Origin of the sequence: Bacillus sp. FSL R12-0074 (assembly GCF_038005725.1) — a bacterium.
In the GTDB taxonomy this organism is placed as follows: domain Bacteria; phylum Bacillota; class Bacilli; order Bacillales; family Bacillaceae_G; genus Bacillus_A; species Bacillus_A mycoides.
This window is the reverse complement of sequence record NZ_JBBOTR010000001.1, coordinates 4,317,318-4,331,650: the sequence shown is the minus strand read 5'-3', so window position 1 is coordinate 4,331,650 and position 14,333 is coordinate 4,317,318. Positions and strand designations below refer to the sequence as shown.

Sequence of the window (14,333 nt, the reverse complement as noted above, 5' to 3'; positions counted from 1 at the left end):
ATGCCGATAATGGATAACAACCAAATGCCAAACATGATGCCGATAATGGATAACAACCAAATGCCAAACATGATGCCGATAATGGATAACAACCAAATGCCAAATATAATGCCGATAATGGATAACAACCAAATGCCAAACATGATGCCGATAATGGATAACAACCAAATGCCAAACATGATGCCGATAATGGATAACAACCAAATGCCAAACATGATGCCGATAATGGATAACAACCAAATGCCAAATATGATGCCGATAATGGATAACAATCAAATGCCGAACATGATGCCGATAATGGATAACAATCAAATGCCAAACATGATGCCATATCAACAGCCAATGATGCCGCCATATCCGCAGTATCAGCAACAAAATCCATACAATCAAATGCCGTATCAACAAATGGCGCCGCAATATACTTCTATGCCAAATCCAAATATGATGCCAATGGATAATAATATGCCGCCACTCGTGCAAGGTGAAGAAGATTGTGGATGCGGAGGAGAAAGTAGGTTATATAGTCCACAACCGGGTGGACCACAATATGCTAATCCTTTATATTATCAACCAACTCAGCCAGCATATGCACCACAGCCAGGAACGATGTATTATCAGCCGGACCCACCAAACGTATTTGGAGAACCAGTTTCAGAAGAAGAGGACGAAGAGGAAGTTTAAAAAAAGGTGGGGTTATTCCCACCTTTTTTGTATTCGTGATAGTCAGGAATATGGTGAATTTACATTAAGTGCTAGAAAATTCCTAGTGAAATATTAACAGTGTAAAAAACCTCTCTGTTACTCATCATAAGGGGGAGCTTTTCGAAAGAGAAGTTCATTCTAACAGAGGGGGTTTTTGTATTGAATACGAAAGTAAAAGTTATTGCTGCTTCTTTGTTAGTTACCAGTGCATTAGCTGCATGTGGTACACCAAAAGATAATAATGCGATGGATGGACGTAACTATAATTACGAGCGTACATCTTATAATGATACACACCGATATAATGATAATGTAACGCGTAACGATCGTTATACAGATTATGTAACATATAGAAACGGTCGTAATGACGCAGGATCCAACTATTATCGTGATGTAAATTACAATGGGCAAATTGCTAATCCACACCCAACTCGTAATATTACAATGAACAATTCATACATTAACAATGATGGTAAAACTGCGGAGAAAATTACGAATCGTGTAAAACGTATGAATAACGTAGATCGAGTTTCTACAGTTGTATATGGAAACGATGTAGCGATTGCGGTAAAACCACGTAATACAGCGACGAATGAAACAGCGATGGCGAACGAAATTCGTCAAGCTGTTGTGAATGAAGTTGGAAATAGAAACGTATATGTTTCTGTAAGAAATGATATGTTTACTCGTGTCGATGCAATGAGTACGCGTTTACGTAACGGCACAGCTACAAACGATTTTAATCGTGACATAACAAATATGTTCCGAGACATTCGTTACGGTCTGACTGGTACTATGCGATAACAAATTAAAGAGGAAGGGCTAGCCCTTCCTCTTTATTCATCGTCGTCTTGTAAACGGCGTTTTGTTATAAAATAACTAACGGAGTAAGACGCTAAAAAGCATATGAAGAGAATACCACCTGTTAAAATAGCTTCAAATAGAGGTCTTTCTGGACTGAAAATGATATAAATAATAGCCATGATAATTCCTACAATAAGAGAGCGTAAAATAATTTTGTAATAAGGAGTTAACTTTATTTCCTTTTCGCTTTCTTCTACATCGATAGAAACGCTTAACTGTAAATAACTAAGTACAATACTTGTAAGAATAAATAATAACCACAATGGAGATTTCGTAATTTGATCCATTCCTTCTGTGAATCCGATATAACCTAAAATTCCGATTATACCAATTGATTGAAAAAGAAAGGCAATACGTATGTTTTTTAACGTTTGAAGTATGAGGCGTTCATCTTTAATTTTTTTCAAGGCATTCATCCCCTGTTTATATTTATAGCATTAATTGTAACATATATATTACATTAATTAATTTATAATTTACATAAATTTCAATTGGTTGAAAGAGGAAGAAAAATATATTTAGAAATATATTGCGCTTCTACCTTGTTAATGTTATATTAGCAAAGCGATGAGCTAATTTACGTAAGTCGAGAGATATGCTTAAGTGCTAAACACGCGAATGTGGTCGCCTGGTCTTTCGCCGTAAACGCATCAGACGCCTGCTTTGCAGGCGTCTTTCATTTTATATAAAAGTAAATGATACATGCAGATGAGGATTAACCCTTATCTGCATTTTTTATTTTCCTTAGAAATTTAATGCTATTGTTTATATGGATAAAACCCCCATTTCCGGAAAAGCTACAAATGAAAGTATGATTTTGCCTAGAAGAGGTGAACAGAAATGAAATGGATGCTAATTGCAGTGCAAGCTTTCGTTGTGATGTTTTGCTTAGCTTATGGATCCGATGTGAGGGCAGAAATAACAGAAAAAGTACCTGAAGTTACAATTTTATTAGAGCGTATGTATGTTGATGGAGAAGTAAGCGAGGAAATACTGACAGAAAAAGTAGCGGATTTAGAAAAGTTTTTGCAGCAATATAAAGAATGGCAACTTGTTGATCGTGATGATGTGCAAATCGTATTACAAAGGAAAGTTGATGATATTTCTCCTTTACTGAAAACGAGCGGTTATTTTGGTGTTTCAGAGGAAGGGATATTGCAAATTTTTAAAGGGGTACCGAAAAGTGATAACGCGATCCATTCCTTCTTTCAAATTGATATGAAAAAGCTTGAGAGTTATGAGCGAGCAAAACTAAAGCGTGGTATTCGTATTAAGTCAAAAGAAGGATTCGTGAAGACAATCGAAAAAATGAAGCAATACGCAGTGCAAAATAATAAAAAAAGCAGCTCAGGGTGAGCTGCTTTTTTTATTTATTCTTAGCTAAAATCTCTTTTGCGATTTCATCAATTAGCATATCTTTTCCGATTGGATTGAATGCTTTCGTATTGAAGACTTCATTCGATACTTCATATACGTGATTGTTTTTTACTGCTTTATTATCTTTCCAAACCGCACTGTTTTTATAGTCTTCGTACACTTTATCAGCTTCTCCGCCGAAGTTTACAATAAACATTTGATCAGGCTGGAATGCAACAAGACCTTCTAGTGATACTTGTGCCATCGTTTGTTTTAAATCTGTACCTTTTGTTGCTGGAAGCTTTAAGTCGTTAAAGATGATGTCACCGTATCCGAAGCTACCGTATACACGGAAGTTTTGTGGTGTAACTGCAACGAACATAAAGTTCTCATCTTTTGTTTTCTCTTTAATTTTTTTAGATAAAGAGTCTGCTTTTTTATCGTAATCTGCAATCCATTTGTCTGCTTTCTTTTCTTCGTCAAATAGTTTACCTACTTCTTTAAACTTACCGCGCCAGTCTTCTAGATTTGTTTCCAGAACAACTGTCGGTGCCACTTTTTCTAGTTGATCATAAATTTTCAATTGACGATTGTTTAAAATAATTAAGTCTGGTTTTAAAGCAGTAACAGCCTCTAAATCAACTTTAGGTGCCCAATACCAGCCAACTGCTTTTACTCCGTCTAACTTTTCAGTTAAATGATTTTGGATTTTATCTTTATATGTGTTTGCTGTGCCAACAGGTTTATGTCCAAGGATTAATAATTCCTCTGTTGATCCAGATAAATCAACAATTCTCTTTGGATTAGCTGGAATTGTTGCTTCCCCTTTAGCATGTTTTACAACTTTTGTTTTCGGTTGTTCTTTTGCTTTTGCTTCTTCTTTTTGAGAAGAACAGCCAACGATAGAAAGAACAACTAGCATGATAGTAAATAAAATAAATAGCTTTTGTTTCATCCTGATGTAACCCCTTTAATTAATATTGATAATCATTATCGACTTCTGTATATTAATGTTCTTTTTGTATTTATGTCAATAGAAAAAAACGGAAATTGTAAACGGGGAACATTTGTTGGGGCAGTCTCGCTTTTCTATTGTTAAATATGTTAAAATGGAATACATGATTTGAGAGGGAGAGATCGTATTTTGTTTGAATATGTTACAGGTTACGTGGAGTATGTAGGACCGGAATATGTCGTAATTGACCATAATGGAATTGGTTATCAAATTTTCACACCAAATCCGTATGTATTTCAAAGAAGTAAGCAAGAAATCCGTGTCTATACATATCATTATGTGAGAGAAGATATTATGGCACTTTACGGGTTTAAAACACGTGAAGAGCGTTTATTATTTACAAAATTGTTAGGTGTATCGGGGATTGGACCAAAAGGTGCTCTTGCAATTTTAGCTTCTGGTCAAACCGGACAGGTCGTTCAAGCGATTGAACATGAAGATGAGAAGTTCTTAGTGAAGTTCCCAGGCGTCGGAAAGAAAACAGCGCGCCAAATGATTTTAGATTTAAAAGGAAAACTAGCAGATGTTGTACCAGATGCGTTTGTTGATTTGTTCTCAGATACTGAAAGTTTTGATACGAAGAAAGGTTCATCAGTTGAACTTGATGAAGCACTGGAAGCACTGCGTGCACTTGGCTATGCAGAACGAGAAGTCTCTCGCGTTGTACCAGAGTTATTAAAAGAATCACTAACGACGGATCAATATATTAAAAAGGCACTTAGTCTTTTACTAAATGGTAAGAGGTGAGTATAATGGACGAACGTCTCCTTTCAGGGGAATCTGGATACGAAGATGCGGATTTAGAGTATTCATTACGGCCACAGACGCTCCGTCAGTATATTGGCCAAGATAAAGCGAAACATAATTTAGAAGTGTTTATTGAAGCGGCGAAAATGCGTGAAGAAACGTTAGATCACGTACTTTTATATGGCCCACCTGGACTTGGTAAAACGACGCTTGCGAATATTATTGCCAATGAAATGGGTGTTAACATTCGAACGACGTCAGGTCCTGCAATTGAAAGACCAGGAGATTTAGCGGCTGTATTAACAGCACTTCAGCCTGGGGATGTATTATTTATTGATGAAATTCATCGTTTGCATAGATCTATTGAAGAAGTGTTATACCCAGCGATGGAAGACTTTTGCCTTGATATCGTTATTGGGAAAGGACCGTCAGCTCGCTCTGTACGTCTAGATTTACCTCCATTTACGCTAGTTGGGGCAACGACGCGTGCAGGTGCATTATCAGCACCACTTCGTGACCGTTTTGGTGTACTCTCACGATTAGAGTATTATACAGTAGATCAGCTTTCTGCGATTGTAGAACGTACAGCAGAAGTGTTTGAAGTTGAAATAGATTCGTTAGCAGCATTAGAAATTGCAAGACGTGCCCGTGGTACACCTCGTATTGCGAATCGTCTATTACGACGTGTACGTGACTTCGCACAAGTTCGCAGTGACGGAACGATTGCGATGGAAATTACACAAATGGCGTTAGAACTATTACAAGTAGATAAATTAGGACTTGATCATATCGACCATAAATTACTGCTTGGTATTATTGAAAAGTTCCGCGGTGGTCCAGTTGGATTAGAAACTGTTTCAGCAACGATTGGGGAAGAATCGCATACGATTGAAGATGTGTATGAACCGTATTTATTACAAATTGGCTTTTTACAAAGAACGCCAAGAGGCCGGATTGTAACACCGCTCGCATATGAGCATTTTGGAATGGAGATGCCAAAAGTATGACGGAGATGCCAAAGCTGCTTATTACAGCTGGTATTTTGCTCATTGTTGTTGGATTAGCTTGGAAGTTCATAGGAAGGCTTCCAGGCGATATTTTTGTGAAAAAAGGTAACGTTACCTTTTATTTTCCTATCATTACATGTATTGTGTTAAGTATTGCATTATCTTTCATTATGTATATAATAAATCGATTCAAATAAGAAATAGGTGGATACAGTTATGGATATTAATCTGTTTGATTTTCATTTACCAGAAGAACTCATTGCACAAATTCCGCTTGAAGAGCGTGAAACATCAAGATTGATGGTGTTAGACCGTGAAACAGGAGATATTGAGCATAAACATTTTACGGACATTCTTTCTTACTTACAAGAGGGGGATTGCTTAGTTTTAAATGAAACGAAAGTGATGCCAGCTCGCTTGCACGGTGTGAAAGAAGATACAGGTGCACACATTGAAGTGCTTCTTTTGAAACAAGAAGAAGGCGATAAGTGGGAAACGCTTATAAAGCCAGCGAAGCGTGTAAAAGAAGGAACTGTCATCTCTTTTGGTGAAGGAAAGTTAAAAGCAACTTGCATTGGAACAGCAGATCAAGGTGGGCGTCAACTTGAGTTTTCATATGACGGCATCTTTTATGAAATTTTAGACGAGCTTGGAGAAATGCCTCTTCCTCCGTATATTAAAGAGACGCTAGAAGATCGCGATCGTTATCAAACGGTATATGCGAAGGAAATCGGTTCAGCAGCAGCACCGACGGCTGGCCTTCACTTTACAGAAGAGTTACTTGAGAAATTGAAGCAAAAAGGCGTCGGGTTAGCATTCATTACACTCCATGTAGGACTTGGAACATTTAGACCAGTTTCTGCAGATACTATTGAAGAGCATCATATGCACGCAGAGTATTACCATATGTCTGAAGAGACTGCGGCGTTATTAAACCGCGTGAAAGAGGATGGCGGCCGTATTATTACTGTAGGTACGACATCAACTCGTACGTTAGAAACGATTGCGACAGATCATAATGGTAAGCTTTGCGCAGCTTCTGGCTGGACAGATATTTTTATGTACCCAGGATATGAATTTAAAGCAATTGATGGTTTAATTACAAACTTCCATTTGCCGAAATCAACATTAATTATGCTTGTAAGTGCATTTTCAAATAGAGATAATGTACTTCATGCTTATAATGAAGCAGTAAAAGAAAAATATCGTTTCTTTAGTTTCGGTGATGCGATGTTCGTTGCATCTCACGCTAAAATGAGAAACAAATAAAAGGAGTAAATTATGACAGCAATTCGTTATGAATTTATTAAAACTTGTAAACAAACGGGTGCGCGTTTAGGTCGAGTGCACACGCCACACGGCTCATTTGATACACCGACATTTATGCCAGTTGGTACACTTGCAACAGTTAAAACAATGTCACCAGAAGAATTAAAAGCAATGGATTCTGGCATTATTTTAAGCAATACGTATCATTTATGGCTACGTCCAGGCCACGAAATTATTCGTGAAGCAGGTGGCTTGCATAAGTTTATGAACTGGGATCGTGCAATCTTAACGGATTCAGGTGGATTCCAAGTATTTAGCTTAAGTGATTTCCGACGTATTGAAGAGGAAGGCGTTCATTTCCGCAATCACTTAAATGGCGATAAATTATTCTTATCTCCAGAAAAAGCGATGGAAATCCAAAATGCATTAGGTTCAGATATCATGATGGCATTTGATGAGTGTCCACCGTTCCCAGCTACTTTTGAATACATGAAAAAGTCTGTAGAGCGTACAAGCCGCTGGGCAGAGCGTTGCCTAAAGGCGCATGAACGTCCACAAGATCAAGGTTTATTCGGTATTGTGCAGGGCGGGGAGTTTGAAGAACTTCGTCGTCAAAGTGCGAAAGATCTTGTTTCAATGGACTTCCCTGGCTATGCTATAGGCGGTCTATCTGTTGGTGAACCGAAGGATATTATGAATCGTGTTCTTGAGTTTACAACACCACTTCTTCCTGATGATAAACCACGTTACTTAATGGGTGTAGGTTCTCCTGACTCGTTAATTGATGGTGCGATTCGCGGTGTTGATATGTTTGACTGTGTACTTCCGACTCGTATCGCTCGAAATGGTACATGTATGACAAGTGAAGGCCGCTTAGTTGTGAAAAACGCGAAATTCGCTAGAGACTTCGGGCCGCTTGATCCGAACTGTGATTGCTACACATGTAAAAACTATTCTCGTGCGTACATTCGTCACTTAATGAAATGTGATGAAACGTTCGGAATTCGTTTAACGTCTTATCACAACCTTCATTTTCTGTTAAACTTAATGGAGCAGGTGAGACAAGCTATTCGTGAAGACCGTCTTGGCGATTTCCGCGAAGAGTTCTTTGAACAGTATGGCTTTAATAAACCGAATGCTAAAAACTTCTAATACATAATTTAAAAGGAGGAACACAAGATGAATGCAGGTATGATGAATATCGTTATGATTGTTGCGATGTTTGCGATTTTCTATTTCTTATTAATTCGCCCGCAACAAAAGCGTCAAAAAGCAGTTGCTCAAATGCAAAATGAAATCAAAAAAGGTGATGCTATCGTAACAATCGGTGGTTTACACGCTACAATCGAATCAGTGGATGAAACGAAAATTGTTGTTAAATCTGGTGGTTCACACTTAACTTTCGATCGCAATGCGATTCGTGAAGTTGTGAAAAACTAATGATGAAGGCCCTGCATGAAATGTGCAGGGCCTTTTTTTAACTATTTTGTTTTGACATATTTACACCGAAAATACCTCCGAGTGTACTCGCACCCATTAATGCTAATTGGTAGAGTAACTGTGAGTTCGATAAAGTTTGAGAGAAGCCTAAATAGTTAACGAGAAAGACGAGAAGAGCGAATGTAAGGCCTGTTGTGAAACCTACTAGCCATCCTTTTCCTTGTGCCTTTTTACCAGCAATAAATCCAGACATAAGCATAGATAGAAGGGCTATTATAAAAATAATAATTACTAATGTCCCTTCGTTAATATTCGTAAATTTTAATAAAAGAGCCATGATCATACTTGTAATAGATGCGAGGATTAATAGGGTAATAATACCGAAGCCGATTGCGCTCGATAATTTTTTCGTTCCATCCATTATGCATTCCCCCTTTTTAATACAAGCATATTTTCATTTTGTTTAAGTTAGACTAGTTTCTTTTTTGTAGGGGAGCCTATAAGTAAAAAAAGGGGATGTAGAAATGGAATGGGTATCAATAATCGGACGAACAATGCTTTTGTATATAATCATTTTAATTATTTTTCGTCTGATGGGTAAACGTGAAATTGGAGAATTAAGTGTATTAGATTTGGTTGTATTCATTATGCTCGGTGAAATGGCTGTAGTGGCAATCGAAAATACAGATAAATCACTTTGGCATCAATTAGTTCCAATGACTTTTCTTATGTGTATACAAATCATTTTGTCGGTCATTTCTTTAAAGTTCCAGCGTTTTCGGCATTTAATAGAAGGGGAGCCTGCGATTCTTGTGAATGCAGGTAAAATTGATGAAAAAAAGATGCGGAAGCAGCGATATAACATAGATGATTTATTGATGCAACTACGTGAGCAAGGAATCGGAGATGTGCGTGATGTAGAATACGCTATTTTAGAACCATCTGGAAAGTTATCTGTCTTTCAAAAACAAAAAAGTAAAAAGAGCAAAAATGATACACCAATTTTTACACTCCCACTAATTATTGATGGAGAAATTCAATACAATCATTTGCAAATGATCGAACATACAAATGAGTGGCTCGTTGAGAAATTGAATAACTTAGGTTATAAAGATGTGAAACAGATTGTATATTGTAGTTTTCAAAATGGACAATTTTTTGTTGATTTGAAAGAAAATTAGAGGCTTACCATTTTGAATGGCAAGCCCGCTTACTTCAAAAATGAAAGTTTCCGAATGATAGGGAGACGACTTAATTCTTCTTTTCGAATGAGTTTGAAAACGAAGAGGAGAACGATATAAACGATTGTTGTTAAAGTGATTTCCCATAATGTTTGTATGCCAAGTGAATGAGAAAAAACGATATACTTATGAAGATAAAAACCGAAGGTACCAGCAATCCCGATAGCAATTCCGCCGAAAATATAGTCTTTTGCATAAATGGTAAATGCAATTTTCTTTAAAACAGTGGCGTAGTGAAGGAATGTTACGGTTACTATATTTGCTGCGATGGCGAGGGCAACCCCCATCATTTGGAACTCTGGACGTGAAGCGAGTACAAAGATAACGATTAATTTTACGATAGCGCCAATGAATGTGTTCATCATAGCAGCGCGTGCTAAGTTTAAAGCTTGCAAGACAGACGTAAGGGGGCTTTGAAAATAATGAAATAAAAAGCAAGGTGCAAGAAGCTGGATGAATGCGGCCGCGTTGTCTGATCCGTACATGAGAGTTAAAACTGGAGAAGCAAATACATATAATATAACGACTGACCATCCGCCGGTTATTAAGGAAATTCGAAGTGCTTGTTGTAATCGGTGTTCTACTAATTTGTGTTGTCTCTTTGCCATTGCCTCGCTAATTGATGGGACGAGTGCTGTAGAAAGAGCGTATGTAATAAAGGCTGGCAGTGATAGAAGCGGGAACGCATATCCGTTTAATATACCGTATTGCTGAGTTGCGACAGAAGCAGCAACGCCGGCGATCGCTAAGCTTTGCATAACGACGATAGGTTCAAAGAAATAAGAAACGGAACCAATTAAACGGCTTCCTGTAGTTGGTAAAGCAATGTCCATAAGGGAATAAAACGTATTTTTGCTCTCCTTTACAGTAGTGAAAAATCCAGAGCGTATAGATAAATGTTTTTCGCGTTGGAATAAAGTAAGTAAAAATAATAAAGATGCAACTTCGCCAAGAACAGCTGATAGCATGGCACCGGCTGCAGCATATTCTACGCCGTAAGGTAAAAATAACCGAATGCATACAGCAATAATTGTAATGCGGACAACTTGTTCTATGACTTGAGCGTAAGCGCTCGGCTTCATGTTTTGTTTCCCTTGGAAATAACCACGTAAAACGGAAGAAACTGCAATAACAGGGACGACAGGTAAAATAGCCATTAATGGATAGTAAGTTCTTTCATCTGTTAATAATGTTTTTGCTAAAATAGGTGTGAGTAGCATAATCCCAATTGTTAAAATGATGCTAATAATGGATGTAACGGCTAGCGAGACAGTTAATATTTTTTTAACCCTTTGCTTATCGTTCACTGCTTCCGCTTCTGCTACAAATTTTGCGATTGCAACAGGAAGGCCAATTTGTGTTAATGTAATTGCTAAAATGAAGGTGGGGACAGCCATCATATAAAGGCCAACGCCTTCTTCGCCTAAAATACGTGCCATTACAATGCGGTTAATAAATCCAAGGATTTTTGTAATAAAACCGGCTATCATTAAAATAAATGCGCCTTTTAAAAAGCTTTGTCTCGTCATACTCTTCTCCTACCTTCTCAAAATCAATGGAATGATTTACAATAATTTATATGCACGTATGAGACAAGAATGACAAGCATTTAAGAGAGTGAAGTATGAATGGTACTCTTGAAAGAAGTTATTACTGTCCATTAGAGCGGGATTAAAAGCGACTTTTTGTGCTGAAATAAGAAGGAGATGTTATATATGTTGGATAATGAGGCTTTGGTAGAATCATACCGCGGACAGTTACAAGTCGTTTTAGAAAGTAAAGTAGAAGAGTTTCACATGTTTGGCTATGACCGAGTGACAGATAATGATATTTGGAAGTTTCTCAAGGTGAAAAAGTGGAAAAAGATAGACAGTGATGTTAGGTTGTATGCATTAGTAAATGATGTATTAAGAGTAAGTACTAATGAATATATGAATTATTTAACTGTTGAAGCATATCAGGCGCCACTTTGGTCGTTTGATGAATATGAAAATAAATAACCGACTGTAATTGGTTTGTTCTTCCTTTTGCAGTATAATGATAGGTATTGATAAAGAGGAATTAATTATGTCTAAGATTATATATAAAGGAGGTAGTGAAGAGAAAAAATAAATAATGAATAGTGTAGGTATTGTGAAAAGCTTACCGACACAGCTAGTGATGAACTAGCGGAAATACATGTATTTTATAGAAAGTAAGTCTACTAACTAGGCGTATGCACACGTGCGAAAATGAATCGTAAGAGATTTATTGAAAGTGTTAGTAGCAGAAAGAGGGTACATATGGCAAAGCGTGGTACAAGAATTGCCGCCTTTTTCCTCATCGTTTTATTAATTGGTGGAGTAATTGGTGCGGCAGGAAAAGACATAGCAAAAGGAATTAGTCTAGGACTAGACCTTCGCGGTGGTTTTGAAATTCTGTATGAAGTAAAACCAGCCAAAAAAGGTGATAAAATCGATCGTGATGCACTTGTAAGTACAGTAGGTGCTCTTGAAAATCGTGTCAATGTTCTTGGTGTAAGTGAGCCGAACATTCAAATCGAAGGGGAAGATCGAATTCGTGTACAGCTTGCTGGTGTACAAGATCAGCAAAAAGCACGTGAAATGTTATCAACACAAGCGAAACTAACATTCCGTGATGTGGATGATAACCTGCTTATGGACGGAGCGGATTTAAAAGGCGGCGGAGCGAAGCAAACATTTGATGAGCAAGGCCGTGCGAGCGTAGGTCTTACACTAAAAAGCGCTGAAAAATTCCGTGAAGTAACTGAAAAGATTTCAAAAATGCCACCACCAACGAATTTAATGGTAATTTGGCTTGATTTTGAAGAAGGAAAAGATTCATATAAAGCAGAATCAGCAAAACCGAATCCGAAGTTTTTATCAGCAGCAACAGTAAGCCAAGTATTTAACCAAGCTGAAGTATCTATCGTAGGTGGAAACTTTACAGTTGAAAGTGCGAAAGAACTTTCATCTTTATTAAATGCAGGTGCACTTCCTGTTGATTTAAAAGAAATGTATTCAACATCTGTTGGAGCGAAATTTGGTCAACAAGCATTAGAGCAAACGATTTTCGCTAGTGCGATTGGTATTGCTATTATCTTCTTATTCATGCTTGTATTCTACCGTTTACCAGGACTTGTAGCGGTTATTATGTTAGGTTTATACATTTTCGTTACATTACTTGTCTTTAACTGGATGCATGCAGTTCTTACGTTACCGGGTATTGCGGCATTAGTGCTCGGGGTTGGTATCGCAGTTGATGCGAATATCATTACGTACGAGAGATTGAAGGAAGAGCTTAAAATTGGTAAGTCGATGATGTCAGCATTCCGTGCTGGTAACCATCGTTCATTATCGACAATTTTAGATGCGAACATTACAACAATTGCAGCAGCTGGTGTATTATTCGCTTACGGTAATAGCTCTGTAAAAGGATTCGCAACAAGTTTAATCGTAAGTATTTTAGTTGGTTTCATTACGAACGTATTCGGTACTCGTTTCTTACTAGGTTTACTTGTAAAGAGCCGTTACTTTGATAAGAAACTATCTTACTTTGGTGTTAAGGAAAAGGATATTATTCCATTAACAAAAGGTGCAGTACATCCACCGACGAGATTTGATCGTATTAATTTCGTAAATATCGGTCATAAATTTTTCTTATTCTCAATTGTAGTTGTAATTGCTGGGGCAATTATATTACCGATTTTCAAAATGAATCTTGGTATTGACTTTGCAAGTGGTACACGTATTGACTTGCAATCAAAACAAGCAACTACTGTTTCTAATATTCATAAAGATTTGAAAGAATTGAACATCGATGTGAAGGAAGAAGATATTGTACCGACCGGAGATGACAATAAAGGTTTCGCTGTTCGTACGTTAGGCGTTTTATCGAAAGATGAAATTGCGAAAACAAAAACATTCTTTAACGATAAATACGGTACAGAGCCAAACGTAAGTACAGTTTCGCCGACAATCGGTAAAGAGATTGCACGAAATGCATTCATCGCGGTTCTGATAGCTTCATTGGTTATCATCTTATACGTAAGTATTCGTTTCCGCTTCACATATGCATTATCTGCGGTAATCGCATTATTACATGATGCATTCGTTATGATTGTTATGTTTAGTCTTTTCCAGATAGAGGTAGACTTAACGTTTATCGCTGCGATATTAACGATTATTGGTTACTCTATCAATGACTCAATCGTTACGTTTGATAGAAACCGTGAGTTATACAAACAGAAAAAACGAGTTCGCGACATAAAAGACCTAGAAGAAATCGTAAACTCAAGTATTCGTCAAACAATTGGTCGTTCAATTAATACAGTGTTAACAGTGTTATTCCCAGTAATCGCACTACTTATTTTTGGTAGTGAATCACTGCGTAACTTCTCACTTGCATTATTAATTGGATTAGTTGTAGGTACGTACTCTTCTATTTTCGTGGCTTCTCAAATTTGGTTAATGCTTGAAAACCGTCGTTTGAAAAGGGGAAAAAACAAGAAGAAGGTTGAGAAAGAAGAACCTGAACCGCAAGTATAAAAAAGATGATGTCTCATTATGAGGCATCTCTTTTTTCGTTTGTGGATACAATAAGATAGCAACTTTTGAAAGAATGAAATGGAATAAAGTGGTGATGTTATCGCTGATTTTGTTAAAATAAAGTGAAACTTTAATAAGTGGGGGT

Annotated in this window: 15 protein-coding genes; 11 read left to right on the top strand and 4 right to left on the bottom strand. The window is 37.3% G+C overall.

Features of this window, described 5'->3' with window-relative positions; all coding sequences use genetic code 11:
• The first annotated feature begins 861 nt into the window (after positions 1-861).
• The gene (locus NSS97_RS22510; protein WP_016100589.1) at positions 862-1,506 is read left to right on the top strand and encodes a YhcN/YlaJ family sporulation lipoprotein; all 645 of its coding nucleotides are present in this window, start codon (positions 862-864) and stop codon (positions 1,504-1,506) included.
• A gap of 32 nt (positions 1,507-1,538) precedes the next feature.
• On the opposite strand, the gene NSS97_RS22505 is transcribed toward NSS97_RS22510, so the two are convergent.
• Positions 1,539-1,973: a branched-chain amino acid ABC transporter substrate-binding protein gene (locus NSS97_RS22505; protein ID WP_113734171.1), complete on the bottom strand. Its 435-nt coding sequence runs from the start codon at positions 1,971-1,973 to the stop codon at positions 1,539-1,541.
• Between the two features lie 433 nt (positions 1,974-2,406).
• On the opposite strand from NSS97_RS22505, the gene NSS97_RS22500 reads away from it, so the two are divergent.
• Complete coding sequence (locus NSS97_RS22500; RefSeq protein WP_002167631.1) at positions 2,407-2,922, top strand: BofC C-terminal domain-containing protein; 516 nt, start codon at positions 2,407-2,409, stop codon at positions 2,920-2,922.
• Positions 2,923-2,932: 10 nt separating this feature from the next.
• On the opposite strand, the gene NSS97_RS22495 is transcribed toward NSS97_RS22500, so the two are convergent.
• The gene (locus NSS97_RS22495) at positions 2,933-3,877 is read right to left on the bottom strand and encodes an iron-hydroxamate ABC transporter substrate-binding protein (RefSeq protein WP_107887411.1); all 945 of its coding nucleotides are present in this window, start codon (positions 3,875-3,877) and stop codon (positions 2,933-2,935) included.
• Positions 3,878-4,066: 189 nt separating this feature from the next.
• On the opposite strand from NSS97_RS22495, the gene ruvA reads away from it, so the two are divergent.
• From ruvA to yajC, 6 genes are read left to right on the top strand one after another with little or no spacing between them, the layout of a single operon-like run.
• The gene (gene ruvA, locus NSS97_RS22490) at positions 4,067-4,684 is read left to right on the top strand and encodes a Holliday junction DNA helicase RuvA (protein ID WP_002088786.1); all 618 of its coding nucleotides are present in this window, start codon (positions 4,067-4,069) and stop codon (positions 4,682-4,684) included.
• A 5-nt stretch (positions 4,685-4,689) separates the two neighbouring features.
• Positions 4,690-5,691 (top strand): Holliday junction branch migration DNA helicase RuvB, encoded by a 1,002-nt coding sequence (gene ruvB, locus NSS97_RS22485; protein ID WP_000344470.1) that lies wholly within the window; start codon positions 4,690-4,692, stop codon positions 5,689-5,691.
• Complete coding sequence (locus NSS97_RS22480; RefSeq protein WP_000138161.1) at positions 5,688-5,888, top strand: DUF2905 domain-containing protein; 201 nt, start codon at positions 5,688-5,690, stop codon at positions 5,886-5,888. Before ruvB ends, NSS97_RS22480 begins: the two co-directional genes overlap by 4 nt.
• Before the next feature lie 19 nt (positions 5,889-5,907).
• Positions 5,908-6,960: a tRNA preQ1(34) S-adenosylmethionine ribosyltransferase-isomerase QueA gene (queA, locus tag NSS97_RS22475; protein ID WP_016120840.1), complete on the top strand. Its 1,053-nt coding sequence runs from the start codon at positions 5,908-5,910 to the stop codon at positions 6,958-6,960.
• Positions 6,961-6,972: 12 nt separating this feature from the next.
• Positions 6,973-8,112: a tRNA guanosine(34) transglycosylase Tgt gene (tgt, locus tag NSS97_RS22470; RefSeq protein ID WP_002015319.1), complete on the top strand. Its 1,140-nt coding sequence runs from the start codon at positions 6,973-6,975 to the stop codon at positions 8,110-8,112.
• 27 nt (positions 8,113-8,139) lie between these two features.
• Positions 8,140-8,400, top strand: coding sequence for a preprotein translocase subunit YajC (yajC, locus tag NSS97_RS22465; protein ID WP_002034132.1), 261 nt, complete (start codon positions 8,140-8,142; stop codon positions 8,398-8,400).
• 37 nt (positions 8,401-8,437) lie between these two features.
• Here the strand turns inward: yajC and NSS97_RS22460 are convergent, their stop codons facing one another.
• Positions 8,438-8,821 (bottom strand): TIGR04086 family membrane protein, encoded by a 384-nt coding sequence (locus NSS97_RS22460; RefSeq protein ID WP_002165041.1) that lies wholly within the window; start codon positions 8,819-8,821, stop codon positions 8,438-8,440.
• Positions 8,822-8,924: 103 nt separating this feature from the next.
• On the opposite strand from NSS97_RS22460, the gene NSS97_RS22455 reads away from it, so the two are divergent.
• Entirely contained in the window at positions 8,925-9,581 is a 657-nt protein-coding gene (locus tag NSS97_RS22455) for a DUF421 domain-containing protein (protein WP_199659380.1), read from the top strand.
• 29 nt (positions 9,582-9,610) lie between these two features.
• Here NSS97_RS22455 and spoVB read toward each other — a convergent pair whose 3' ends face one another.
• Positions 9,611-11,170, bottom strand: a complete 1,560-nt coding sequence (gene spoVB / locus NSS97_RS22450) for a stage V sporulation protein B (RefSeq protein WP_002015313.1) — start codon at positions 11,168-11,170, stop codon at positions 9,611-9,613.
• Positions 11,171-11,356: 186 nt separating this feature from the next.
• Here spoVB and NSS97_RS22445 point away from each other — a divergent pair, with 186 nt between their 5' ends.
• Together NSS97_RS22445 and secDF are read left to right on the top strand one after the other, a co-directional pair.
• Positions 11,357-11,641 (top strand): post-transcriptional regulator, encoded by a 285-nt coding sequence (locus NSS97_RS22445; protein ID WP_002143227.1) that lies wholly within the window; start codon positions 11,357-11,359, stop codon positions 11,639-11,641.
• A gap of 282 nt (positions 11,642-11,923) precedes the next feature.
• Positions 11,924-14,188: a protein translocase subunit SecDF gene (gene secDF, locus NSS97_RS22440; protein ID WP_088040184.1), complete on the top strand. Its 2,265-nt coding sequence runs from the start codon at positions 11,924-11,926 to the stop codon at positions 14,186-14,188.
• Positions 14,189-14,333 lie beyond the last annotated feature (145 nt).